Annotated in this window: 20 protein-coding genes; 11 read left to right on the top strand and 9 right to left on the bottom strand. The window is 61.1% G+C overall.

The genetic code is table 11. From position 1 onward, the window contains the following. Window positions 1-176 precede the first annotated feature (176 nt). Complete coding sequence (locus tag VWZ85_RS08015; RefSeq protein ID WP_416540715.1) at window positions 177-506, top strand: hypothetical protein; 330 nt, start codon at window positions 177-179, stop codon at window positions 504-506. Between the two features lie 176 nt (window positions 507-682). On the opposite strand, the gene VWZ85_RS08010 is transcribed toward VWZ85_RS08015, so the two are convergent. Then, window positions 683-1438, bottom strand: coding sequence for a sulfite exporter TauE/SafE family protein (locus VWZ85_RS08010; RefSeq protein WP_416536451.1), 756 nt, complete (start codon window positions 1436-1438; stop codon window positions 683-685). Between the two features lie 163 nt (window positions 1439-1601). Between VWZ85_RS08010 and mdh the strand changes: the two genes are divergently transcribed. Further along, window positions 1602-2564, top strand: a complete 963-nt coding sequence (mdh, locus tag VWZ85_RS08005; protein ID WP_416587724.1) for a malate dehydrogenase — start codon at window positions 1602-1604, stop codon at window positions 2562-2564. A gap of 103 nt (window positions 2565-2667) precedes the next feature. On the opposite strand, the gene VWZ85_RS08000 is transcribed toward mdh, so the two are convergent. Continuing rightward, the gene (locus VWZ85_RS08000; RefSeq protein WP_416587721.1) at window positions 2668-3210 is read right to left on the bottom strand and encodes an AAA family ATPase; all 543 of its coding nucleotides are present in this window, start codon (window positions 3208-3210) and stop codon (window positions 2668-2670) included. 359 nt (window positions 3211-3569) lie between these two features. On the opposite strand from VWZ85_RS08000, the gene sucC reads away from it, so the two are divergent. The 8 genes from sucC to VWZ85_RS07960 all read left to right on the top strand — a co-directional run bounded on the left by sucC (window position 3570) and on the right by VWZ85_RS07960 (window position 13567). Further along, window positions 3570-4763, top strand: coding sequence for an ADP-forming succinate--CoA ligase subunit beta (gene sucC / locus VWZ85_RS07995; RefSeq protein ID WP_340544296.1), 1194 nt, complete (start codon window positions 3570-3572; stop codon window positions 4761-4763). 368 nt (window positions 4764-5131) lie between these two features. Then, window positions 5132-6016, top strand: a complete 885-nt coding sequence (sucD, locus tag VWZ85_RS07990; RefSeq protein ID WP_416587718.1) for a succinate--CoA ligase subunit alpha — start codon at window positions 5132-5134, stop codon at window positions 6014-6016. A 265-nt stretch (window positions 6017-6281) separates the two neighbouring features. Next, the gene (locus VWZ85_RS07985; RefSeq protein ID WP_340544292.1) at window positions 6282-9239 is read left to right on the top strand and encodes a 2-oxoglutarate dehydrogenase E1 component; all 2958 of its coding nucleotides are present in this window, start codon (window positions 6282-6284) and stop codon (window positions 9237-9239) included. 6 nt (window positions 9240-9245) lie between these two features. Continuing rightward, window positions 9246-10799 carry a 2-oxoglutarate dehydrogenase complex dihydrolipoyllysine-residue succinyltransferase gene (gene odhB, locus VWZ85_RS07980; RefSeq protein WP_416587716.1) on the top strand — a complete coding sequence of 518 codons (1554 nt, stop codon included), beginning with the start codon at window positions 9246-9248 and terminating at the stop codon, window positions 10797-10799. A 6-nt stretch (window positions 10800-10805) separates the two neighbouring features. Further along, window positions 10806-11213 carry a hypothetical protein gene (locus tag VWZ85_RS07975; RefSeq protein WP_416537186.1) on the top strand — a complete coding sequence of 136 codons (408 nt, stop codon included), beginning with the start codon at window positions 10806-10808 and terminating at the stop codon, window positions 11211-11213. 7 nt (window positions 11214-11220) lie between these two features. After that, window positions 11221-11631 carry an MAPEG family protein gene (locus VWZ85_RS07970; RefSeq protein ID WP_340544289.1) on the top strand — a complete coding sequence of 137 codons (411 nt, stop codon included), beginning with the start codon at window positions 11221-11223 and terminating at the stop codon, window positions 11629-11631. A gap of 107 nt (window positions 11632-11738) precedes the next feature. After that, window positions 11739-13136 (top strand): dihydrolipoyl dehydrogenase, encoded by a 1398-nt coding sequence (gene lpdA, locus VWZ85_RS07965; RefSeq protein WP_416587715.1) that lies wholly within the window; start codon window positions 11739-11741, stop codon window positions 13134-13136. Between the two features lie 116 nt (window positions 13137-13252). Beyond that, the gene (locus tag VWZ85_RS07960; protein ID WP_340544286.1) at window positions 13253-13567 is read left to right on the top strand and encodes an EthD family reductase; all 315 of its coding nucleotides are present in this window, start codon (window positions 13253-13255) and stop codon (window positions 13565-13567) included. 67 nt (window positions 13568-13634) lie between these two features. On the opposite strand, the gene VWZ85_RS07955 is transcribed toward VWZ85_RS07960, so the two are convergent. From VWZ85_RS07955 to VWZ85_RS07940, 4 genes are read right to left on the bottom strand one after another with little or no spacing between them, the layout of a single operon-like run. Continuing rightward, window positions 13635-14240 carry a pyridoxamine 5'-phosphate oxidase family protein gene (locus VWZ85_RS07955; protein ID WP_416587713.1) on the bottom strand — a complete coding sequence of 202 codons (606 nt, stop codon included), beginning with the start codon at window positions 14238-14240 and terminating at the stop codon, window positions 13635-13637. Beyond that, complete coding sequence (locus tag VWZ85_RS07950) at window positions 14218-14967, bottom strand: lysophospholipid acyltransferase family protein (protein WP_416536441.1); 750 nt, start codon at window positions 14965-14967, stop codon at window positions 14218-14220. The genes VWZ85_RS07955 and VWZ85_RS07950 overlap by 23 nt, the downstream gene beginning before the upstream one ends. Further along, complete coding sequence (locus VWZ85_RS07945; protein ID WP_340544283.1) at window positions 14964-15863, bottom strand: cell division protein FtsX; 900 nt, start codon at window positions 15861-15863, stop codon at window positions 14964-14966. The genes VWZ85_RS07950 and VWZ85_RS07945 overlap by 4 nt, the downstream gene beginning before the upstream one ends. Beyond that, a complete protein-coding gene (locus tag VWZ85_RS07940; protein ID WP_340544281.1) occupies window positions 15860-16537 on the bottom strand; it encodes a cell division ATP-binding protein FtsE in 678 nt (225 codons plus the stop codon). Before VWZ85_RS07940 ends, VWZ85_RS07945 begins: the two co-directional genes overlap by 4 nt. A 216-nt stretch (window positions 16538-16753) precedes the next feature. Here VWZ85_RS07940 and VWZ85_RS07935 point away from each other — a divergent pair, with 216 nt between their 5' ends. Next, window positions 16754-17614 carry a zinc-ribbon domain-containing protein gene (locus VWZ85_RS07935; RefSeq protein WP_416587710.1) on the top strand — a complete coding sequence of 287 codons (861 nt, stop codon included), beginning with the start codon at window positions 16754-16756 and terminating at the stop codon, window positions 17612-17614. Window positions 17615-17682: 68 nt separating this feature from the next. On the opposite strand, the gene VWZ85_RS07930 is transcribed toward VWZ85_RS07935, so the two are convergent. The 3 genes from VWZ85_RS07930 to VWZ85_RS07920 are packed head-to-tail and all read right to left on the bottom strand — an operon-like array spanning window position 17683 to window position 22067. Next, window positions 17683-20511, bottom strand: a complete 2829-nt coding sequence (locus VWZ85_RS07930) for a DUF4175 domain-containing protein (protein WP_416587708.1) — start codon at window positions 20509-20511, stop codon at window positions 17683-17685. A 52-nt stretch (window positions 20512-20563) separates the two neighbouring features. Continuing rightward, window positions 20564-21829, bottom strand: coding sequence for a diaminopimelate decarboxylase (gene lysA, locus VWZ85_RS07925; protein ID WP_340544278.1), 1266 nt, complete (start codon window positions 21827-21829; stop codon window positions 20564-20566). Between the two features lie 52 nt (window positions 21830-21881). Next, complete coding sequence (locus VWZ85_RS07920; RefSeq protein ID WP_340544277.1) at window positions 21882-22067, bottom strand: hypothetical protein; 186 nt, start codon at window positions 22065-22067, stop codon at window positions 21882-21884. Window positions 22068-22123 lie beyond the last annotated feature (56 nt).

Below are 22123 nucleotides of genomic sequence, written 5' to 3'. Positions count from 1 at the left end.
AACACTTTTCAGACCGGATGAGGACCGAACCAAAACGGCACGACCCTTCCGGGAGCGGGCAAACAGATCCGCACAGACGATGACGCGATACCGGCGCGATGCATGACCCGCCCGGGTCGGATCACACGACCCGAGGGACCGCCCCGCTGCTGGATCTTCCGGAAAGGGTAAAACCCATGTTGAAGAAGACGTTTGAAGTTGCAGTTCTCAAAGGCGCCACGCTGGCGGCACTTGGTCTTATGGCCCTGCCGGCGACGGCACAAACCAGCAATAACTGCGCGCCCCGCGATCAGGTCGTGAAACGGCTGGCTGAGCGCTACGGTGAAAGCCGCCAAAGCATTGGGATTGGCCAACGTGGTGTCGTGATGGAAACATTCGCCTCGGCCGACACTGGCAGCTGGACAATCACGATCACAACGCCGGGTGGGGTGACATGCCTTGTTGCCTCGGGCCAATCCTTTGAGTTCCTGGCTGAGGCGCTCCCGGCTGTCGACAGTGACGCCTGACAGACGGCCCACCCGAAGACAGAAGACCACCTGCCCAATTGGTCGGTTCGTCTAGCGGCGGAGGGGAGCAGCAAACGGCCCTCTGCCAATCTGGCTGACCGGGACTACGGGCACGGATAAAGACACCTGGATTTCTCTGGCTCCGGCATTTTAAACCTTTGGGGCGGGGTCGATCATTAGGTCAACCCATCCCAGATCAGCTTGGTCCCCGTGGCCAGCAATAAAACATAGGTCAGTCCAAAAAATAGCGGCTCAGATACCCGGTGGTGCAGCCGCACCCCGATCCAGGCCCCCAGCAAGGCAAAGGGCGCCAACATCAGATCAAGTGTCAACGATGCCGGGGTCACCAACCCAAGCATCGCATAGGGCACGAACTTCGCCATATTCAGAACGCCAAACACCAATACGGTAGAGGCCTGATATTCCGTCTTGGTCATGTTGCGCCCCAGCAGATAGACCGCCGCCGGCGGCCCGCCGGCATGGCTTACAAAGCTGGTGAACCCCGCAACCAGTCCGGCCAACAGCCCGGTCACATCAGCGTTCTCACGCGGCTCTGCCAATCGCGCCCGCAGATGCCCCGACAGCTGCCAAGCCACAAACCCCACCGAGATGACACCGATGAGGATCCGCATGGCATCTGCGTCGACAGATCGGTAGAAGACAGCCCCCAACAGCACACCGGGCAAACCGCCGACAATCAGCAAAAGCGACTCGCGCATCCGCCAGCGCCCCCAGTACGGTCGGAGTGATGCCACATCAATCAGCATCAGCAACGGCAACATAAAGGCTAGTGCTACACCAGGCTCCACAATCAGAGCAAGAATCGAGGATGAGGCAAAGGCAGCACCAGAACCAAAGCCCGCCTTGGAAACACCCGCGAAGGTAACTGCCAGAACCGCCACCAGAAAAAACATAACCGTGATCTCGGGCATCTGAGAAATCCCTCTAAGTGCCTCATATGTCGATTTTTTAAACAGATCCGTCCGAAATGAACAGTCTGCGGCAGATCAGCCGTAGCCACGCAGGGATCTTGCGCCAAGACACAGAAGGGCTTAGTCCTCCCGGCAATCACAACCGGACCGGAGAGATATTCCAATGGCTCGACCCAAAATCGCCCTGATCGGCGCAGGCCAGATCGGCGGCACACTTGCCCACCTCGCAGCACTGAAAGAACTCGGCGATGTCGTCCTGTTCGACATTGCCGAAGGCACCCCTGAAGGCAAGGCGCTCGACATCGCAGAATCCGGTCCTTCGGAGGGCTTCGATGCCAAAATGAAGGGCACCCAGTCCTATGAGGACATTGCAGGCGCCGACGTCTGCATCGTCACGGCCGGTGTCCCGCGCAAGCCCGGCATGAGCCGCGATGACCTTCTGGGCATCAACCTCAAAGTTATGAAATCCGTCGGCGAAGGCATCCGTGACCACGCGCCGGACGCATTTGTGATCTGTATCACCAACCCGCTGGACGCAATGGTCTGGGCCCTGCGCGAGTTCTCGGGCCTGCCCCACGAGAAGGTCTGCGGCATGGCCGGTGTTCTGGACAGCGCCCGCTTCCGTCACTTCCTGGCTGAAGAATTCAACGTCTCCATGAGAGATGTCACCGCCTTTGTGCTGGGTGGACATGGCGACACGATGGTTCCGCTGACACGCTACTCCACCGTCGCGGGCATCCCGCTGCCGGACCTGGTGAAAATGGGTTGGACCAGCCAGGAGAAACTCGACGCGATCGTTCAGCGCACCCGTGACGGTGGCGCCGAGATTGTCGGCCTTCTGAAAACCGGGTCGGCCTTCTACGCGCCCGCCACCTCGGCGATTGAAATGGCAGAAGCCTACCTCAAAGACCAAAAGCGCGTCCTGCCCTGCGCGGCTTATGTTGATGGTGCTCTGGGCCTTAAAGGCATGTATGTTGGCGTGCCCACGGTGATTGGTGCCGGAGGTATCGAACGCGTCATCGACATTAAGATGACCGCAGACGAGCAGGCAATGTTCGACAATTCAGTCAACGCAGTCAAAGGCCTGGTCGAAGCCTGCAAAGGTATCGACGGCTCATTGACCTAAATTCGACGGTCAGAAACACGTCATTTTAGAAGGCCCGCCATATTGGCGGGCCTTTTTCTTGCCGCACGGCCTCCAGCAGGAAGCCGCCCCCTCCTGTACCCAGTTAGATCCCAAGAAGGCGCAGCACGATATCGGCTCGAGCCGCAACAGTCGTTTTAGGCAGGACAACGACACGATAGCCGAGCCGTCGATAAGCCATTACCAGGCGGTCATACTCCTCAACAGCCTGTCCGAAACCATGCTGCCGCTCGGCGTCCTGGCAATAGATCTCCGCCCAGGGCGGCGTTAGGACCACCAGATCGTGGTAGCGTTCGGATTTGGCCAGAATATCGCCAACAGGCTGTCCGGTGACATGCGACAACGCGACCGCCGCATCCACCATCCCCCGGTCAAAGAACACCCATCCCCGGGTGGAAGAAACGCCGCGGCGATCTTCGCGCGCAAGATCCATCGCCCGTCGCGAAAACGCTTCCATATTCACCCATGGCAGCGCAGCGCCGCTCCCCAGCTGTTCCTCGGCGACGATCCGACGCCCCGGCTCGGCCACGGTCGCAAACCCGCGCCGTCCCAACTCGGTCAGTAGAGTGGATTTTCCACCCCCTGAACATCCCGAAAGAATGACATGCCGCGCTGTCCCCTCGGTCATGAAGCCCCCCCCCTTTTGCATCATTGAAACTGCCCGTTGCCTCAGCGCTCGGGTGTTGGAAATCTCTGCCGTGCCCCGCTGAGACGGCGACCCCACATGCCCAGTTCGTGCCACACGCGCGGCGTCCGGGCGGTCGAATGCCGCATCCGGGCATCTTACGGTCGGTCAGGATCCAAACCTCTCCCATCGAATCAACTGCATTCACATTCTGTAAATTTGTGATCACACGCCGGAAAACTGTGATCACAAATTCGATAAATCTTCGGGAATTCTTTACCAGCCGTGAGAAAACCCTTTAAACATTGGCGCCATGACGGCGTATTAGACAAGACAATTGCAGCCAGACGGGACAGTTTCAGATGAACATCCACGAATATCAGGCCAAGGCCCTCCTCCGCAGCTACGGCGCGCCGGTTTCGGACGGGCGTGTGGTGCTCAAGGCAGAAGATGCCAAAACCGCAGCTGGTGAGCTGGACGGCCCGCTCTGGGTGGTCAAAGCTCAGATCCACGCAGGTGGCCGCGGCAAAGGCTCCTTCAAGGAAGCCGACGCGGGCGAAAAAGGCGGCGTGCGCCTGACCAAATCGGTCGAAGAAGCCGCTGACGAAGCCAAGAAAATGCTGGGCCGCACGCTTGTGACCCACCAGACCGGCCCGGCCGGCAAACAGGTGAACCGCATCTACATCGAGGCAGGCTCCGGCATTCAGACCGAACTTTACCTCGCGCTGCTGGTGGACCGCCAGACCTCGCGCATTTCCTTTGTCTGCTCCACCGAGGGCGGCATGGACATCGAGGAAGTGGCGGAAGCCACCCCCGAGAAGATCCTGTCCTTTTCCGTTGATCCGGCAACCGGCTACCAGCCGTTCCACGGCCGCCGCATCGCCTTCTCGCTGGGTCTTGAGGGCCAGCAGATCAAGCAATGCGTCAAACTGATGGGCCAGCTCTACAAGGCATTTGTCGAAAAAGACATGGAAATGCTGGAGATCAACCCGCTGATCGTCTCCGACAGCGGCGATCTGAAGGTGCTGGACGCCAAGGTCGGTTTCGACGGCAACGCGGTTTACCGCCACGCCGATATCTCCGAGCTGCGCGACACCACCGAGGAAGACCCCAAGGAACTTGAAGCCTCCAAATACGATCTGAACTACATCGCTCTGGACGGTGAGATCGGCTGCATGGTGAACGGTGCGGGTCTGGCGATGGCCACCATGGACATCATCAAGCTCTACGGTGCCGAGCCTGCGAACTTCCTCGATGTGGGCGGCGGCGCCACCAAGGAGAAAGTGACCGAGGCGTTCAAGATCATCACCTCCGACCCGAACGTCAAAGGCATCCTGGTCAACATCTTCGGCGGCATCATGCGCTGCGACGTCATCGCCGAAGGCGTGGTTGCCGCGGTGAAAGAGGTCGGCCTGAAGGTTCCGCTGGTTGTTCGTCTCGAGGGCACCAACGTGGAAGCCGGCAAAGACATCATCAACAACTCCGGTCTTGATGTCATCGCCGCCGACAACCTGTCCGACGGCGCCGAAAAAATCGTGAAAGCGGTGAAAGGGTAATCTTGTCGGGAATAATATTCATCGGTGGCCTGCTTGGCTGGATCACAGGATTTCTGATCGCTATCAGCTTGTTTGGAAATTCCACCCGGCACATAGGAATAATCTTCATTGCGGCAATCGTCGTTGTTTGGGGGTTTCAAGCCACAGCCTTAGCGCGCCTCGATGAGTGTATACTGTCTGGTATCGAATGGGTGAAAGCAGTGTTCTTACTATCTCCGAATTGCCCGATTCACTTCGGAAATGCAGAACCTTTTCACGCCATGGGCTTTACCATTCGCCGATACCTCCCTCTCGCATTCTTGATTATCGCTGCAATCCGCACGGTTTTCGCTCTGAAATCACTTAGAAAAATCTAGGAGACTCCCCCAATGGCAGTCCTCATCGACGAAAACACCAAGGTCATCTGTCAGGGCTTCACCGGCTCGCAGGGCACATTCCACTCTGAACAGGCCATTGCCTATGGCACCAAGATGGTCGGCGGCGTCACCCCCGGCAAAGGTGGCCAGACCCACCTGAACCTGCCGGTGTTCAACTCCGTGCACGAAGCCAAGCACGTGACCGAGGCGAATGCCTCCGTGATCTACGTGCCACCGCCCTTCGCGGCTGACTCCATCCTTGAGGCCATCGACGCCGAAATGGAACTGATTGTCTGCATCACCGAAGGCATCCCGGTTCTGGACATGATGAAGGTGAAGCGCGCGCTGGAAGACAGCAAATCGCGTCTGATCGGCCCGAACTGCCCCGGCGTCATCACTCCAGATGCCTGCAAGATCGGCATCATGCCCGGCCACATCCACAAGCGTGGCTCGGTCGGCGTTGTGTCCCGCTCGGGTACCCTGACCTATGAAGCTGTTAAGCAGACCGCCGATATCGGTCTCGGCCAGTCCACCGCTGTGGGCATCGGCGGCGACCCGATCAAGGGCACCGAGCACATCGACGTGCTGGACATGTTCTTGAATGATGATGAGACCCAGTCGATCATCATGATCGGTGAAATCGGTGGCTCCGCTGAAGAAGAAGCGGCAGAATTCCTCGCCGAGCAGAAGAAAAAAGGTCGCTGGAAGCCGGTCGCTGGCTTCATCGCAGGCCGTACCGCCCCTCCGGGCCGTCGCATGGGCCACGCCGGCGCGATCGTCGCAGGCGGCAAAGGTGGCGCAGAGGACAAGATCGAAGCGATGAAATCCGCTGGTATCGTTGTGGCTGACAGCCCGGCCACCCTGGGCGAGGCCGTTCTGAAAGCTATCGGCAAATAATGCCGAAGGCTGCCTCATATGGCATCAAGGACCAAATCCCGGACGGGCACACCCTGTCTGTCCGGGAACCGAGCGGCTGTCCGGGCCGCTCGTCTTCCCGTTTCAGGGATCCTTTTGCAGATAAGATTGTTACCTCCAGAGGCCGTTCTTATCTGCTGCAGGATTCCGAGGGCGTTTTACTCTTCCGAAACGCCTTCTGATCAGGCTGCAACGCATTGACCCAAGGTCGCACCAAAACCGGTCCCAACCCGCAAGAGGTACTCTCATGACCGACCAGAGCCCTAACGATCTCTTCCATGCCTCCTCCTTCATGCAGGGGCACAACGCGGAGTATCTGGAGCAGCTCTATGCCCAATATGCCAATGACCCCAATGCGGTGGATGCCGCCTGGGCGGAGTTTTTCCGGCAGATGGGGGATGCAGAGCTCGACGTGAAGGCCGAGGCCGCAGGCCCCTCCTGGGCGCGCTCCGACTGGCCGCCTGCTCCCAATGACGACCTGACGGCCGCGCTGACCGGCGAATGGCCCGCCCCGGAAGAGAGCAAGAGCGCCGGCAAGAAGATCAAGGATAAGGCCGCAGCCAAGGGTGTCGAAGTGACCGACGATCAGGTCCAGCGCGCCGTGCTGGATTCGATCCGGGCCTTGATGCTGATCCGGGCCTACCGGATCCGCGGCCATCTGGCAGCTAATCTTGATCCGCTCGGTATGCGAGAGGACGCCCAGCACCCCGAGCTGGATCCGCGCACTTACGGCTTCAGCGAAGCCGACATGGATCGCCCGATTTTCATCGACAATGTTCTGGGTCTTCAGGTCGCCTCGATGCGCCAGATCGTGAACATCGTGAAACGCACTTACTGCGGCACCTTTGCCCTGCAGTACATGCACATCTCAGACCCCGAGCAGGCCAGCTGGCTGAAGGAGCGGATTGAGGGCTACGACAAGGAAATCACCTTCACCCGCGAAGGGCGCAAGGCGATCCTAAACAAGATGGTCGAGGCCGAGGGCTTCGAGAAATTCCTGCACGTCAAGTACATGGGCACCAAACGCTTTGGCCTTGATGGCGGCGAGAGCCTGATCCCGGCGATGGAACAGATCATCAAGCGCGGTGGCGCGCTTGGGATCCGAGACATCGTGATCGGGATGCCGCACCGGGGCCGCCTGTCGGTGCTCGCCAATGTGATGCAGAAACCCTACAAGGCGATCTTCAACGAATTTCAGGGTGGCAGCTTCAAACCCGAAGACGTGGATGGATCGGGCGATGTGAAATATCATCTTGGCGCGTCGTCAGATCGTGAATTCGATGGCAATTCCGTCCACCTGTCGCTGACCGCCAACCCCTCTCACCTCGAAGCGGTAAACCCGGTGGTTCTGGGCAAGGTGCGCGCCAAGCAGGATCAGCTGAAAGACCACGATCGCAGCAAGGTTCTGCCGATCCTGTTGCACGGTGATGCGGCCTTTGCCGGCCAGGGGGTCGTGGCGGAATGCTTCGCCCTGTCAGGGCTGCGCGGCCACAAGGCAGGCGGCACCATGCATATCGTGGTGAACAACCAGATCGGCTTTACCACCGCACCGCATTTCTCTCGCTCCTCTCCGTATCCCACCGACAACGCGCTGGTGGTTGAGGCGCCGATCTTCCACGTCAACGGCGATGACCCGGAAGCGGTGGTCCATGCCGCGAAGGTCGCGACCGAATTCCGGCAGAAGTTCCACAAGGACGTGGTTCTGGATATCTTCTGCTACCGCCGGTTTGGTCACAACGAGGGCGACGAGCCCATGTTCACCAACCCTCTGATGTACAAGAAGATCAAGGGCCACAAGACCACGCTGTCGCTCTATACCGAACGTCTAGTGAAGGACGGGCTGATCCCCGAGGGCGAGATTGAGGATATGAAAGCCTCGTTCCAGGCTCGCCTGAACGAGGAATTCGAAGCCGGAAAGAACTATAAGCCGAACAAGGCGGACTGGCTGGACGGACGCTGGTCGCACCTCGACAAACACGGCGCCAAGTATCAGCGCGGCCGTACCGCCATCAAGCCGGACACCCTGAACGAAATCGGCACCGCACTTTCACGCGTGCCGGAGGGCTTCCCGATCCACAAGACCATCGGCCGTTTCCTTGAAGCCCGTGGCAAGATGTTCGAGACCGGTGAAGGCATCGACTGGGCGACCGGTGAGGCACTCGCCTTTGGCTCGCTGCTGACTGAAGGCTACCCTGTCCGCCTCGCCGGTCAGGATGCCACGCGCGGCACCTTCTCGCAGCGCCATTCCGGCATCGTGAACCAGGAGACCGAAGAGCGCTACTATCCGCTGAACAACATCCGCAGCGGCCAGTCGCAGTATGAGGTGATCGATTCCGCCCTGTCGGAATATGCTGTCCTCGGGTTCGAGTATGGCTACTCGCTGGCGGAACCCAATGCGCTGACCCTGTGGGAGGCCCAGTTCGGCGATTTCGCCAACGGCGCCCAGATCATGTTCGACCAGTTCATCTCCTCCGGCGAATCCAAATGGCTGCGTATGTCAGGCCTCGTCTGCCTGCTGCCGCACGGGTTCGAAGGTCAGGGCCCGGAGCATTCCTCCGCCCGTCTGGAACGCTTCCTGCAGATGTGCGGCCAGGACAACTGGATTGTGGCGAATTGCACGACACCGGCAAACTACTTCCACATTCTGCGTCGTCAGCTGCACCGCACCTTCCGCAAGCCGCTGATCATGATGACGCCGAAATCGCTGCTACGTCACAAGCTGGCGGTCAGCAAGGCCGAGGAGTTCACCACCGGCTCAAGCTTCCACCGGGTGCTGTGGGATGATGCACAGCACGGCAACTCCGACACCAAGCTGGTGGCCGACGACAAGATCAAGCGCGTGGTGCTCTGCTCTGGCAAGGTCTACTATGACTTGCTGGAAGAACGTGACGCGCGCGGCATCGACGACATCTACCTGATGCGGATCGAACAGTATTATCCCTTCCCTGCCATCTCCCTCGTAAAAGAGCTGGAGCGCTTTAAGGGCGCCGAGATGGTCTGGTGCCAGGAAGAGCCCAAGAACCAGGGTGCCTGGACGTTCATCGAGCCGAATATCGAATGGGTGCTGACCCGTATCGGCGCCAAGAACAGCCGCCCGATCTATGTCGGTCGCGCCACATCGGCCTCACCCGCGACGGGTCTGGCCAGCGAACACAAAGCCCAACAAGCTGCGCTCGTCAACGAAGCGCTGAGCATCGAAGGATAACACCCTATGACCACCGAAGTTCGCGTGCCCACCCTGGGCGAATCCGTGACCGAAGCCACCGTTGCCACCTGGTTCAAGAAACCCGGTGATGCCGTAGCGGCTGATGAAATGCTCTGTGAGCTGGAGACTGACAAGGTCACCGTCGAAGTCCCCGCCCCTGCCGCAGGCACCCTGGGTGAAATCGTCGCCGCCGAAGGCGAGACCGTAGGGGTCGACGCCCTTCTGGCCACCATCTCCGAAGGTGCGTCCTCCGGCGCCGCAACCTCGGGTGCGCCCAAGAGCAATACCACGCCAGCCGCAGACACCGGTGACAAGGCGGGGGCCAGCACCGATGTGATGGTCCCCACTCTCGGTGAATCGGTCAGCGAAGCCACCGTCTCGACCTGGTTCAAGAAGGTCGGCGATACCGTCGCGCAGGATGAAATGCTCTGTGAGCTGGAAACCGACAAGGTCTCGGTCGAGGTGCCCGCGCCGGTCTCCGGCGTTCTGACCGAAATCACCGCCGCAGAAGGCAGCACCGTGGATGCAACGGCCAAGCTCGGTGTGATCTCCGGTGGCGACGCCGGCGCCGTCACCCCCGAGCCGACAAAGGCAGAAACCGCCGGTGGTGCGCAATACACCACACCTCCTGCAGGTCAGGGCGGTCCCGCAAAGGATGTCGCCAATGCGCCCTCCGCAGAGAAAGCCATGGCCGAGGCCGGTCTGTCCGCAGATCAGGTCCAGGGCACCGGTCGCGATGGCCGCATCATGAAGGACGATGTCGCCCGCGCTGTGGCTGCGGCCGCAGCGGCACCGGCGGCTACTGCCTCGGCGCCCGCAGCTGCCGCTCCGGTGCGCGCACCTGTGGCAGCCGACGACGCCGCGCGCGAAGAACGGGTGAAAATGACCCGCCTGCGCCAGACCATCGCCAAGCGTCTGAAGGACAGCCAAAACACCGCGGCCATGCTCACCACCTACAACGAGGTCGACATGACCGAGGTGATGGCCCTGCGTAACGAGTACAAGGATCTGTTCCTGAAGAAGCACGGCGTAAAATTGGGCTTTATGTCCTTCTTCACCAAGGCCTGCTGCCACGCGCTGAAGGAAGTGCCCGAGGTCAATGCCGAGATCGACGGCACCGACATCGTCTACAAGAACTTCGTCCACATGGGCATCGCCGCAGGCACGCCCACGGGACTGGTGGTTCCGGTCATCCGCGACGCCGATGCAATGTCCTTTGCTGACATCGAAAAAGCGATTGCCGAAAAAGGCGCGCGCGCCCGCGACGGCAAGCTGTCGATGGCGGAAATGCAGGGCGGCACCTTCACCATCTCCAACGGTGGTGTCTATGGCTCGCTGATGTCCTCGCCGATCCTGAACCCGCCGCAGTCCGGTATCCTCGGCATGCATAAGATCCAGGACCGCCCGATGGCGATCAACGGCAAGGTGGAAATCCGCCCGATGATGTACCTGGCGCTATCCTACGACCACCGCATCGTCGACGGCAAAGGTGCCGTGACCTTCCTCGTGCGCGTCAAGGAAGCGCTGGAAGATCCCCGCCGGTTGTTGATGGATCTGTAGGATAGCATGCGCGCGCTGTTCCAGATTACGGAGAAGGGCCGGGCGGCTGATGGCCGCCGCCTCGCAGCGCGCGCAACTCTTGTTCAGCTCGCCGTTGTCTGGGGGCTGTTCGCCGTTATTGGCACGCTGGAGATTGCTGCTGGGAATGAGATTGCGCCCTACTCGCAAGCGATGGTAGCGGTTTGCATATTCTATATCTTTTTTCTCTATGCTCTCGCCCGCGATTGGGCGGTAGTGGGCATTCTTTACGGTGGATACCTTCTGCTAGGATTTTTTGTTGGCGGCAATCTTATCGGGTTGGGCTTGCTTTACGCTCTTGGCACCATCGTTTCCAGTATCCTGAACTTCGTGACTCTGTGCGGCATCGTGATCTGGCTGCGAAACCGATCTGCAACCTCTACAAGCATTGTGTAAGGTCTAGATGCCCCCTGAACTCACCGCCCTCACCCTCGCCGCGCTCTTGCAGGTGTTTCAGATCGCCCTGATGGCGGTGCCTGCGAACCTTGAGCTGGGTCAGGGCAAAACGCTTGGGCCGCGCGACCGGGATCGTCTCGGCGGTGATCTGCGCGATCAGCTCTCGACCCGCACCGCGCGTCTGCACAGGGCGATGTCAAACCACTTTGAGGGGCTGATCCTCTTCGGCATCGCCTGCCTGGTGGTGTCACTGGCGGGCAAGTCAACCGGGTTCACCGCGGCCTGCGCCTATGCCTACCTCGGCGCGCGCGTCCTCTACATTCCCGCCTATGCCTTTGGCTGGGTCCCGTGGCGCTCGCTGATCTGGTCTGTGGGCTACCTCGCAACCACCCTCATGCTGATTGCGGCCCTGACATGAGCCGTCATCTTTCCCGAAATACTCCGGGGGAGGCCCCGACAGGGGTCGGGGGCAGCGCCCCCTTTCCCCATGATCTTCATCGCTAACCCCTCAAGGAGCACATCAATATGGCATCCTATGACGTGATCGTAATCGGCGCCGGCCCCGGTGGCTATGTCTGCGCTATCCGCTGCGCCCAGCTGGGCCTCAAGACCGCAGTGGTCGAGGGCCGCGAAACCCTCGGCGGCACCTGCCTCAATGTCGGCTGTATCCCGTCAAAGGCGCTCTTGCACTCCACCCATCTGCTGCATGAGGCCGAGCACAACTTCGCCCATATGGGTCTCAAGGGCAAAAGCCCCTCGGTCGACTGGGCACAGATGAAATCCTACAAGGAAGAGGTCATCGGCCAGAACACCGGTGGCATCGAATTCCTCTTCAAGAAGAACAAGATCGACTGGATCAAGGGCTGGGCTTCCATCCCGGAGGCTGGCAAGGTCAAGGTGGGCGATGACACCCATGAGGCAAAGAACATCGTGATTGCCTCCGGCTCCGTTCCCTCGGCTCTGCCGGGCGTCGAGGTCGACAATGACAAGGGCATCGTGGTGGATTCCACCGGCGCACTGGACCTGCCGAAGATCCCAAAGAAAATGGTGGTAATCGGCGCTGGCGTTATCGGTCTGGAGCTGGGCTCGGTCTATGCCCGCCTGGGCAGCGAAGTCACCGTGGTGGAATATATGGACGCCGTCTGCCCCGGTATGGACAAGGACGTTCAGCGCAGCTTCAAGCGGATCCTTGAAAAACAGGGCCTGACCTTTGTGATGGGCGCGGCCGTCCAAGGGGTCGACGCCGCCAAGACCAAGGCAAAGGTGAAGTACCAGCCGAAAAAAGGCGGCGACGAAGAGGTGATCGACGCAGATGTGGTGCTGGTAGCGACGGGTCGCAAACCCTATGCGGAGGGGCTGGGGCTGGACGCCCTCGGCGTCAAGATGACCGAACGGGGTCAGATCGCCACCGACTCCCATTGGGCGACCAATGTCAAAGGCGTCTATGCCATCGGTGACGTCATCGAAGGTCCTATGCTGGCCCATAAAGCCGAAGACGAAGGCATGGCCGTTGCCGAGGTGATTGCGGGCAAACATGGCCACGTCAACTACGGCGTGATCCCTGGCGTGGTCTACACCACACCGGAGGTGGCCACCGTCGGCCAGACCGAAGATGCGCTGAAAGCCGAAGGTCGCAAGATCAAGGTGGGTAAGTTCATGTTCATGGGCAACGCCCGCGCCAAAGCGGTGCATCAGGCAGAAGGCGGCTTCGTCAAGCTGATCGCCGATAAGGAAACCGACCGCATCCTGGGCGCTTCGATCATTGGCCCGGCAGCCGGTGACCTGATCCACGAAATCTGTGTAGCGATGGAGTTCGGCGCCTCCGCCGAGGATCTGGCGCTGACCTGCCACGCACATCCGACCTATTCCGAAGCTGTCCGCGAAGCGGCGCTGGCCTGCGGTGACGGTCCGATCCACAGCTAAATGGAGCAGCGCAGGAAACCGGGTGCCCTACCCGGGCTCCGCCTGCTAGATATCTAACCCACACCAGAGCGGCCCATCCATGGTGGGCCGCTTTCTCATGAACCGGAGCCTCTGCCATGACTGTCAGCCTGCAAGTGATCTACCCCGCCTCCGCCGACGCGACGTTTGACTATGATTATTATGAGACCACCCACCTGCCACTGGTCGAAGAACATTTTGGCGATCTGATGGAAACCGTCGAGGCATCGCGCGGGATTGCAAGCGGCCCGGATATTCCGCCGGCCTATCTGCTGATCGCCACGATCACCTTTCCAGATATGGACACATTGGACCGCGCGATGGGCGAAAAAAGCGGACCAATCATCGACGACGTCGCCAATTTCACCAATGTGCGTCCGCAGATCCTTGTCGGTGAGGTCTTGATGAGCTGACCCTGCTCTGCCACCCGGGCGAACCCTGCTGTGAAAGCCCGGATGGGGCATTCACAGCCGCTCCCGGTTACCAGAGGGTCTTGGCTGCACGGGGCGCCCAGGCCTCGTCATAGGCGATACCGCCCTCTTGCCCTGCGGTCTGCTCGGCCAGGATCTCGCCCATAGAAGGAAGCCCCGCGCTTTCGTCGCCCGAGGTCCAGGTCCGCGCCCGCATCAGCGCGCGGGCGCACTGGCTGTAGATCTCGCCAATCTCGATCACAATCACTGTGCGCGGCTGCTTGCCGTTCTTGTCGAACCGGGCCAACATCGCCGCATCCGCAGTGACCCGTGCCCGCCCGTTGACCCGCACCACATTGTTTGACCCCGGTACCAGAAACATCAGCGAAACCCGGGGGTCCCGCAGGATGTTTCGCAAACTGTCGATACGGTTGTTACCGCGCCAATCCGGCAGCGCGAGCGTTCCGGGATCCAGCTCCAGCACCACCGGACCATCATCACCGCGCGGGCTGTCATCGGTCCCCTCCGGCCCAACAGTGGCCAACATGCACAGTCGCGATGCCATGATCCACTGCCGGTACAGCGGCGTCATCTGCCGTGCCACCTTGCGCAGGGACGGTGTTCCCGGAGCGCCATAAAGCGCCTCCAACTCATCAACTGTGCTGAGAAATTCCATCGACCTTGAACCCCGCTTCCCGCATCAACTTGTCTGAATGTGTCTCCACTTCGCGCTCCAGCGTGGCCATGAAGGCATCGCGGTCCAGTCCCGGGGCGATAGCAGGCAGAAATTCCACAACGCCCAAACCCGGTTTGCGCATGATACCTGTGCGTGGCCAGAACAACCCCACATTGGTCGCCGCAGGCACACAGGGCTGCTCCAGCGCGGCATAAAGGACGCCGGTGCCGATCTTGTAGGGCCGGTCAACCCCCGGCGCGACCCGCGTGCCTTGCGGATAGATCACCAGCTGGCCGGGTTCTGCAAATTCTGCCGCCACGTCCTTGACCATGCGGGCAATGGCATTGCCCTTCTTGCCACGGTTGACCGGCACACAGCCCAGGCGCTTGGCATAAATGCCGATAATCGGCGTCCACAACAGCTCACGTTTCATGATGAACTTGGCTGCTGGTGTGGCGTGAAAGATAATCAGAATATCCAGAAAACTCTGATGTTTGGCCGCAATGATCACCTCATCGGTCGGGACCTCGCCACGCACCTCCGTACGCAGGCCCAGCATCCAACGCGCGCACCACAGCACATAACCGGCATAGCTGCGACAGGCCACCCGGGCACCGCGCGGCGAGACCAGGGCCCATGGCGCAAAGACCAGACCAAAGATCAGCATCATCACATAGATCTGAATCATGAACACGGCCGAGAGCAGCCATCTAAACGCAGTTTTCACGCCAAATCTCCAAGACGTTTGTTGGCCGCACGGGTGGTCGCGGCAAAGGCGACAAGCGCACCAAGCAGAGGGATGCAGAGTGGCAGGAGCCAGCTCCAGCCTTGAAAGCCAAGCCCGGTCAGGAACCCGCCCTCGCGGGAGGCTTCGGGCATCAGCCAGACCCCGAGCATTCCCAGCGCCATGCCAACGCTGGCACCAAATAGCGCGCGCAGGGTGAAACGCCGGATAAAGGCCTGAGCGATATAGGTGTCCAGCGCGCCGACGAGACGCAGCACCTCAATCACCTGGGCATTGGCCGCAAGCGCTGCATTCGCAGCAAGGGTGATCATCGCCGCGGTGGCCCCGCCGATCAACAGGATGGACACCCAGGCCAACCGCCGCAGCGCCTGGGCAGCATCCACCAGCGGCGCCCGCCAGCGCGTGTGATCATCCAAGATCGCGCCCGGAACCTCAGCCTGAAGGCGCAAGCGCAGACCGGTCTCATCATAGCCCGGATCGCCCTCGATCACTTCGATCAGCTGTGGGATCGGCAGCGTATCCAGCGGCAGTTTGGTGCCAAACCATGGCGCCAACAGCGCCGCCTGTTCCTCGCGGCTCAGCGCACGAGCCGAGGCGACACCCGGCGTCTGTTCCAGAATGGTCATTGCCGCCTCGGTCTGGGCAGCACGCTGCTCCGCCGGTGCATTGATCCGTAGCGTGGCCGCGCGCGCCAGCTCCTCTGCCCAGCGATCTGCCAAACGGCCGGAGGCCAGCGACAGCGCCAAGGCAAAAACCGCCAGAAACGCCATCGCACCAGAGACAAACAAAGTCAGCTGGGCGGTAAATCCACTGGGCGGAACAACACGGTCAGCCTGGGCATCCCCGACAATCAGGTTACGCAAACGGGTCAGTTTCATAGGTCCGCTCCGGCCTGCTGAAGCTGGCGGTTCGAAATCCGCAGGACTCGTGCCTGAACCTGCTTCTTGGCGGCCCGGATCAACGACAGATCATGTGTCGCGACCAGAACGGTTTTGCCCATGTGATTCAATTCCACCAACAATTGCAGCAGCCGCTGCGACATGTCCCAATCCACGTTGCCAGTTGGTTCATCGGCGATGATCACCTCAGGCGAGAGGATCACCGATCTGGCCAGCGCCGCGCGCTGCCGCTCGCCACCAGAGAGCTCCGGAGGGGTGGCATGGGCGCGCTCCGACAGGCCAACCCAGTTCAACAGCTCGCGCAGATTAGCCTCTTCCTGGGTGATATCCCGCCCGGAGACCGTCAACGGCAACGCGATATTCTCCAGAACCGGCAGGTGATCGAGGAACCGGCAATCCTGGTGGACCACCCCGATGCGGCGGCGCAGATAGGCCATCTGGTCACGATCCAGCCCCTTGATATCCATGTTGAAAGCACGTGCGCGGCCTGACGTTGGTGTCAGCGCGCCATAGCAAAGTTTCAACAGGGTGGTCTTGCCTGCGCCCGATGGGCCTGTCAGGAAATGGAACGACCCCGGTGCCAGCTGCACCGACACGTCGCTCAGCAGTTCCCCGCCACCGTAGTTGTACCCCACATTGTCCAGCTCGATCACGGCGGTCCCCTTTTGGTCACCGGTGTTTTGCCCGACTGTGCGCCCAGTTTCAATGGTCCGCGCTGTTGCCACGCCACCCCGGCTGAAACAGTCCGTTCGGATGAGAGCGATTGGCTCTTTCGTGGAAAGACGGAACTGCCTATGATTATTCAACAATCACCCGCCGACAGCCGCCCGGCCCCCCCGGGAGCCACCTCAGGTCCCAAGGAGTGACCCATGCGACTGACATGTCCGAACTGTGCCGCCCAATATGAGGTGCCGGATGATGTGATCCCCGATGAGGGGCGCGACGTGCAATGTTCCAACTGCGGGCAAACGTGGTTTCAGGCTGGCCGTGCGATTGAGGCGGAGGATGACCCGAGCATTTCCCCCGCTGCGGAACCCGGCGACGATATAGCCCCGGTTGAGGACGAAATCGGCGCCCCTGATCCCGCTTCCCTTACGGCGACACAAGACGATGATATCGTGGAAGACGCGCCGGAGGAGGAGACCGCAGAGCCTGATCAGCAGGATGAAATCCAGAATCAACCGCCAGAGATCACAGCCACGTCGCGAGGTCTTGACCCGACGATCAGCGATATTCTGCGCGAGGAGGCTGAGCGTGAAGCCCGGCTGCGCGCCGCTGAAAGCAACAGCTTACAAACACAGACGGATTTGGGACTGGATTCTCTGCCGGAAGAAGAATCCGCCCGCCGTGCCCGCGAAGCCCGCGAGCAGATGGCCCGGATGCGTGGCGAAGATCCCCAGCAGCTCTCCACCTCGGAAACCGAAACCCGTCGCGGATTGCTGCCCAATATCGACGAAATCAACTCCACCCTGCGATCCGGTGAAGGGCTTGCGGCCCCGATCGCACCACCAGTCGATGCACCGGCCCCAAGGAAAAAGCGGAACTTTGCGCGGGGCTTTGCCTTTGCACTGTTGATCGCGCTGGGTCTTGCCATGGCCTATGACAACGCGCCCCTGATCGCCCAGAAGCTGCCACAGGCGGATCCCTACCTCAGCACCTATGTCGCCAAGGTGGACGCGGCGCGGCTGTGGCTAGATACGCAGGTGCGTGCATTCACCGTGCAGCAGTAGAACCGCAACCAGACGGTACCGGCGACCGATCGGACACGAACGGTCGCCCCGCAGGTCCACCGCCGTCGTCAGAAGCGATCCAGAAGACGCTCGAGATAGCTTCGCTCAGTCTCGCTACGGCTGCGCTCTCCGGCGCGGCGGCGGATCTCTTCAAGAAGATCCCAGGCGCGGCGATAGGCCTGCCCTTCGCTGAACTGCCCGTCGGAAACACCACCATCACCCTGTTCCCCATTGCGTCGGCCAAGCGGATCCATTTGGTTGCCTTGGCTTGAGCTGCTGGTGCGCCCCTGCCCCTGTCCCTGACCCGGTTGCTGCTGTTCGGCCATTGCCTCTCCCAGCGCGCGCATTCCCTCTCGCAGAGCTTCCATCGCGTCGGACTGGCGGTCGATGGCCTCGGCGAGGTCACCCTGCCGCAAAGCCTCCTCCGCCCCATCCATCGCCCGTCCGGCATCATCAAGCGCATCACGCGTCGCCTGACCGCCTTCGCCATTGCCAAGCGGGAGGCCATCCCGCTGCGCCCGCAACTGATCGCGAAGAGCTTGCTGGCGATCAGCCAGCGACCCGGCAGGACCCTGTGTGCCGCGCTGCGGAGTGTTGGCGCCGCCACCCTGCCCGGTTCCATCATTATCAGGCGCGCGCTGTCCCTGACCACCCTGACCGGGCTGCCGGTCACCGCTGGGGTCGCCGGAGCCGGGCCTGTCGCCTTGGCCACCCTGATTGCCCTGACCGCCCTCGTGGGACTCCCCACGGCCCAGGCCGCCATTGCGCCCTTCATTTCCCTGACTTTCGCCGCGGCGTGCACCGGGATTGAACTGCTCCTGCAAATCCCGAAATGCCTGATCCGACAAGCCCTGCTGCTCACGCAGGGTTTCGGCCAACCCCTCCATGCTCTGCTCTCCGGGGCTGCCATCCTGACCTTCCTGCCCTTGGGTGACACGCATGTTTTCCATCATCTGCTGGAACTCGCGCAGCGCCTGCTCGGCCTCGGCCATCCGGCCCTGTTCCATCAGCTCCTGAATACGATCCATCATCGCCTGAAGATCCTGCTGAGTGAGCTGCATGGCGTTCTCATCCGGAGCGCCTTGCGGCTGCCCGTCATTGCCCTGCTCCTGCGCCTGTCGCTGCAACTGACGCAGATAGTCCTGCGTGGCATCGCGCAGCTGTTGCATCAGACGGGCAATCTCTTCATCGCTGGCACCATCGCGCATCGCTTGGCTCAGCTGCTCCTGAGCGCGCTGCATGCGGGCAAGAGCGTCGCCGACATCGCCTTCCTCCAGCTGGATTGCCAAATCCCAGAGCGCTTCAGCCAACGCGTCCTGCTGCTCCGGCCCAAGCGTTCCTGCGTTGCTGTGCTGTTCCATACGACGCAGGATAGTGCGCAGACGCAGATAATCCCCATGGTCGTGGAACACTTCGGCCGGATAGGTCGACAGGGCGCGCAGGACCTGGGCCACCCGTGGCGCATTGGCACGCGCCCAGAGCAGATCGCGCCGCTGCTCTGCCACCGCTGCGGCCATCGGATCAAAGAAACGCCGGGTCACCAGCGGCGCCCTGAGCACCTCTGCCTCGGTCTCCTGCCCCTTGGCGTCCTGTGCGACCATACGGTAGCTGACCGGCATGTTGGCCCAGGGGTGTTTGGCGAAGGCCTCGATCACCTGCTCGTCGAAGCTGTGGCGATCACCGGTCAGCGGCAGTGGCAGGTCCAGAACAATCGGCTCCCGCGTATCTGGTTCGGCTGCCAGCCCATGGCTCCGATCAATCTCGACCATATCCAGCGAGATTTCGACCTGACCAGCCGCCACGCCGTAATCGTCACTGGCGGTATAGGCAAGCGAGGTCGTATCATCGGTCTCCAGCGTCGGCTCTCCTACAATGGCAATCGTCGGAGGCAGGTCCTCAATCAGCGTCACATCCCAGCTGCGGCCACCGGTGCCATTGATGGTCAATGTCCCGTCGCGGGTGATCACGAAACTCTGCTCAGCCGCGGCGGCAGAGGGCACGTCTCCGGTGCGTCCCGAGAGGGTTTCATCCAGTGTAAGATCTCCGACCTCACCGTAAAACCGCAGGGTCAGGCGGCTGTTTTCGGGCAGGGTCAGAACCGGCTCGGACTGATCATTGAGATAAAGCACCGGCAGACCGGTGTAGCGCGGCGGTTCGATCCAGCCCTCCCATGTCGGCCCTGCTGCCGCATTCACCGTGCCGGGGGTCATCTCGCCAAGGCTACCAACCCGCCAGATGGAACCGAAGAGCATGGCAACCGATAGCGCCAGAAGTGCCAGATAGCGCAGAGCAAAGGGGTCAGCGCGCGCGACTGACAGATTGGGTTTAGGGGCAACTGCGGAGGCGGCGCGCGCCTGCATCCGCCGCTGATGCGCCTGCCACAGGGCTTGCGAGGCTGGATCATCCGACCCGATGGCCTGCGCGTCCAGCAGCGCCGCAATAGGATGACCGGGCAGCGTCATATCCAGACGAGCCAGGGCGTCGGACAGACCTGGCATTCTGAACCGCCAGCCCCCAAAGCCAATCGCGACTGCCGCAGCCAACACCAGCAGCACGGCCCCCACCCAGACCAGTTCGATCGGCAACTGCTCGTGCAGGCCCAACATCACAGCCGCAAGCGCCAGCATCAGCAGCGAAACCAACGGCCAGAAGGCGCGCACCAGACGTTCCGACAACAGCCCCACCCAGGTCAGCCGCACCGGCCAGCGAAGCCGCAAAAGGCGCGGATCTGAGAGCCTCGGGCCTGAGCCGCGACCTGTTGGGATCGGATCGGACGGCAGATCGGAACCGCCGTCTTTCCGCGAGTACCCGCCCTCCGCCTGCGGGCGCGCCGGTGAACCCGGCGCGGCGGCAGATGTCGCGTCAGCCTTGCGGCGAAACTTGGGGTCGTTGACCATGCGGGCGGCGCCTCCGATCAGCCCTGCGCCGCGTCAGATGTCGCGGTACCCGTCAGAGCCACTCCGGGATGGTATCGCGGTTTATCATTTCGTCAAAGTCCGGACGTCGGCGGATAACCGCGAATTGATCCCCATTGACCAGCACTTCAGGGATCAACGGGCGCGAGTTATATTCGCTCGACATCACTGCCCCATAGGCGCCGGCACTGCGGAAAGCCACCAGATCCCCCGCTTCCAGGGGCGGCATATCGCGATGGCGCGCAAAGGTATCGCCAGTTTCGCAGACCGGTCCAACGATATCATATGGACGCTGCTCCACTCCGGCGTCGGCTTCGATCACCGGAACAATCTCGTGATGCGCCTCATACATGGCGGGGCGGATCAGATCATTCATGGCGCCGTCGATGATCAGGAAATCCCGGTCCTCGCCGGATTTCACATAGATCACCTTGCTCACCATGATGCCGGCATTGCCGGCAATCAGACGCCCCGGTTCGATTTCGATCTCACACCCAAGATGCCCCAAGGTGCGCTGTACCATAGCGCCGTATTCAACCGGCAACGGTGGCGTATCGTTCGAGCGGGTGTAGGGAATACCAAGGCCACCGCCAAGGTCGAGACGGTGAATCTCATGACCATCAGCGCGCAGCTGCTCGGTCAGTTCCGCCACTTTCTGATAGGCCAGCTCGAACGGGGCCAGTTCGGTCAGCTGCGAGCCGATATGTACGTCAATGCCGATCACCTTCAGCCCTGGCAGGCTGGCGGCACGGGCATAGACTTCCCGCGCCCGCGCAATCGGAATGCCGAATTTATTCTCAGATTTGCCCGTCGCGATCTTGGCGTGCGTCTTTGCATCGACATCCGGGTTCACGCGTACGGTGATCGGCGCCACAACGCCCAGTTCCTGCGCAACCGCGTTGATCACGTCCATTTCCGGCTCGGATTCCACATTGAACTGACGGATACCACCGCTCAGGGCGGTTCGGATCTCGTCCTCGGTCTTGCCGACGCCCGAAAACACAATCTTGTCACCGGGAACCCCGGCCGCCTTGGCGCGCAGATATTCGCCCTTGCTGACCACATCCATGCCGGCGCCGGCCTGTGCCAGCGTTTTCAGGATCGCCTGATTGCTGGCTGCCTTCATTGCGTAGCAGACCAGATGATCCATCTCCTTCAGCGCATCATCAAAGAGGTGGAAATGGCGCAGCAGTGTCGCCGTTGAATACAGGTAAAACGGAGTGCCCACAGCAGCCGCGATCTCGGCCACCGGCACATCTTCGGCGTAGAGAGCGCCGTCACGATAGAGAAAATGATCCATAGATCGCGCTTAGACCAGAACCGGGGCGCGGATCAAATGATTCCGCTCAGGGTCAGACGCCCAGATAGACGCTGAGTGGCCCTTTGTGCAGGCCAAGGCTGCCGCCCGCGTGGACGCCGCTGCTGGACACGCCAACTCCGGCATTGAGCGAGGGTCGCACCGGCTCTCCGTCGACCCCGCAGGCCGCAAGACCCACGCAGGCCACCAGAATACCCAGGATCAGAACGGTTTTCTGCATATTGATCCCTTTCGATCTGGGCGGTTGCGATTGAACCGGCACATCACCGCTTAACC

This window comes from Phaeobacter sp. JH20_29 (assembly GCF_048056175.1).
GTDB lineage: Bacteria > Pseudomonadota > Alphaproteobacteria > Rhodobacterales > Rhodobacteraceae > Phaeobacter > Phaeobacter bryozoorum.
This window is presented reverse-complemented; position numbering and strand designations above follow the sequence as displayed.

Coding starts and splice junctions, on each gene's coding strand:
- VWZ85_RS08015 (WP_416540715.1), top strand. CDS start 177: ATGTTGAAGAAGACGTTTGAAGTTGCAGTTCTCAAAGGCGCCACGCTG.
- VWZ85_RS08010 (WP_416536451.1), bottom strand. CDS start 1,438: ATGCCCGAGATCACGGTTATGTTTTTTCTGGTGGCGGTTCTGGCAGTT.
- mdh (WP_416587724.1), top strand. CDS start 1,602: ATGGCTCGACCCAAAATCGCCCTGATCGGCGCAGGCCAGATCGGCGGC.
- VWZ85_RS08000 (WP_416587721.1), bottom strand. CDS start 3,210: ATGACCGAGGGGACAGCGCGGCATGTCATTCTTTCGGGATGTTCAGGG.
- sucC (WP_340544296.1), top strand. CDS start 3,570: ATGAACATCCACGAATATCAGGCCAAGGCCCTCCTCCGCAGCTACGGC.
- sucD (WP_416587718.1), top strand. CDS start 5,132: ATGGCAGTCCTCATCGACGAAAACACCAAGGTCATCTGTCAGGGCTTC.
- VWZ85_RS07985 (WP_340544292.1), top strand. CDS start 6,282: ATGACCGACCAGAGCCCTAACGATCTCTTCCATGCCTCCTCCTTCATG.
- odhB (WP_416587716.1), top strand. CDS start 9,246: ATGACCACCGAAGTTCGCGTGCCCACCCTGGGCGAATCCGTGACCGAA.
- VWZ85_RS07975 (WP_416537186.1), top strand. CDS start 10,806: ATGCGCGCGCTGTTCCAGATTACGGAGAAGGGCCGGGCGGCTGATGGC.
- VWZ85_RS07970 (WP_340544289.1), top strand. CDS start 11,221: ATGCCCCCTGAACTCACCGCCCTCACCCTCGCCGCGCTCTTGCAGGTG.
- lpdA (WP_416587715.1), top strand. CDS start 11,739: ATGGCATCCTATGACGTGATCGTAATCGGCGCCGGCCCCGGTGGCTAT.
- VWZ85_RS07960 (WP_340544286.1), top strand. CDS start 13,253: ATGACTGTCAGCCTGCAAGTGATCTACCCCGCCTCCGCCGACGCGACG.
- VWZ85_RS07955 (WP_416587713.1), bottom strand. CDS start 14,240: ATGGAATTTCTCAGCACAGTTGATGAGTTGGAGGCGCTTTATGGCGCT.
- VWZ85_RS07945 (WP_340544283.1), bottom strand. CDS start 15,863: ATGAAACTGACCCGTTTGCGTAACCTGATTGTCGGGGATGCCCAGGCT.
- VWZ85_RS07935 (WP_416587710.1), top strand. CDS start 16,754: ATGCGACTGACATGTCCGAACTGTGCCGCCCAATATGAGGTGCCGGAT.
- VWZ85_RS07930 (WP_416587708.1), bottom strand. CDS start 20,511: ATGGTCAACGACCCCAAGTTTCGCCGCAAGGCTGACGCGACATCTGCC.
- lysA (WP_340544278.1), bottom strand. CDS start 21,829: ATGGATCATTTTCTCTATCGTGACGGCGCTCTCTACGCCGAAGATGTG.
- VWZ85_RS07920 (WP_340544277.1), bottom strand. CDS start 22,067: ATGCAGAAAACCGTTCTGATCCTGGGTATTCTGGTGGCCTGCGTGGGT.